General features: G+C 68.8%; 1 protein-coding gene. It reads left to right on the top strand.

Annotated features, from left to right (window positions below):
* Window positions 1-129: 129 nt before the first annotated feature.
* On the top strand, window positions 130-1,548 hold the full coding sequence (locus tag HUK84_RS17165; protein ID WP_176641346.1) for an NAD(P)H-dependent flavin oxidoreductase: 1,419 nt from the start codon (window positions 130-132) through the stop codon (window positions 1,546-1,548).
* Window positions 1,549-1,687 lie beyond the last annotated feature (139 nt).

The raw sequence follows: 1,687 nt of genomic DNA, 5'->3' as shown, positions 1-1,687 counted from the left end.
CCGGACGACGGGTCCGCGCCGCCGCCGCGCGGCTATCCGTTCCGTATGGGGCGCCCCATATCAGCCCCGTAAGGGCCATGGCTACCAGGCGCCGGCCGCTTCCGCCGGCGCGATGACGATAGGGTAATGATGAAGGCGATCAATGCGATCCGGATGGGCGGGGTGGATGTCCTGCCGCTGGTCGAGGGCGGAAAGGGCGTGTCGGTGTCGACCGGCATATCATCCGGGCACTGGGCGGCGGCGGGAGGCGCCGGCACGGTGTCGATCGTCAATGCCGATTCCTATGATGCCGAAGGCCGGCCGGTGCCGCAGGTCTATCATGGCCGCACCCGGCGCGAGCGGCATGAGGAACTGGTGGAATACGCCATTCGCGGCGGCATTGCCCAGGCCCGCATCGCCCACGAGGTGTCCGGCGGACGCGGGCGCGTCCATGCCAACATCCTGTGGGAAATGGGCGCGGCCGAGCGCGTGATCAGCGGCGTGCTGGAAGGCGCGCCGGGCCTGATCCACGGCCTGACCTGCGGGGCGGGCATGCCCTATCGCCTGTCCGAGATCGCGGCGACGTTCGGCATCCATTACTACCCGATCGTATCCTCGGCGCGGGCCTTCAACGCGCTGTGGAAACGGTCCTTCCACAAGACGTCGGACTTGCTGGGCGGCGTGGTGTACGAAGACCCCTGGCGGGCCGGCGGCCATAACGGCCTGTCGAACACCGAGGACCCGCGCACGCCCGAGGACCCGATGCCGCGCGTGCTGGAACTGCGCAGGCTGATGCGCCAGTTCGGCCTGCACGACACGCCGATCATCATGGCCGGCGGCGTGTGGTGGCTGGAGGAATGGCAGGACTGGATCGACAATCCGGAACTGGGGCCGATCGCCTTCCAGTTCGGCACCAGGCCGCTGCTGACCCGCGAAAGCCCGATCCCCGAGGCGTGGAAGCGCAGGCTGCGCACGCTGAAGAAGGGGGATGTGTTCCTCAACCGCTTCTCGCCCACCGGATTCTATTCCTCGGCGGTGAACAACCCGTTCCTGCGGGAATTGCAGGCGCGCTCCGAACGCCAGGTCGCCTATTCGACCGAACCGGTCGGCGAGCATACTGCGTCCTATGGCGTGGGGGCGCGGGCCCGCCAGGTCTTCATGACCGAGGCCGACCGCGAGCATGTCCGCCTGTGGGAATCCCAGGGCTTCACCGAGGCGATGCGCACGCCGGATTCCACCCTGATCTTCGTGACCCGGGACCAGGCGCGCGAGATCCTGGCCGACCAGGTGGCCTGCATGGGCTGCCTGTCGGAATGCCGCTTCTCGAACTGGAGCCAGCGCGGGCCGGACTTCACCAACGGGCACAAGGCCGATCCGCGCTCGTTCTGCATCCAGAAGACATTGCAGACGATCGCTCATGCCCACGGGGACGACGCCGAGGCGGCGATGGACGACAACCTGATGTTCGGCGGCACCAACGCGTGGCGCTTCGCCACCGACCCGTTCTATGCCGACGGCTTCGTGCCGACGGTCGGCCAGCTCGTCGCGCAGATCCTGACCGGACGCTGATCGCGCGGCGCCCTCGCCTGCCTCGAAGGCTCAGCGCACCGGGGGCGGCGCCAGGAACACAGTCCTGTCCGGGCCGGCGAACAGCGGAACATAGCCCGCCGCGCGAAGCGGCGCGTCCACCGGGTCGCGGCCGCGCTGG

The sequence above is a fragment of the Nguyenibacter vanlangensis genome (assembly GCF_013376155.1).
GTDB classification, from domain to species: Bacteria; Pseudomonadota; Alphaproteobacteria; order Acetobacterales; family Acetobacteraceae; genus Gluconacetobacter; species Gluconacetobacter vanlangensis.
The sequence above is the reverse complement of the archived record's forward strand: the minus strand, read 5'-3'. Positions and strand labels throughout refer to the sequence as shown.

Bases quoted from the DNA above. Each gene is read 5' to 3' on its own strand.
- HUK84_RS17165 (WP_176641346.1), top strand. From the start codon at position 130: ATGAAGGCGATCAATGCGATCCGGATGGGCGGGGTGGATGTCCTGCCG.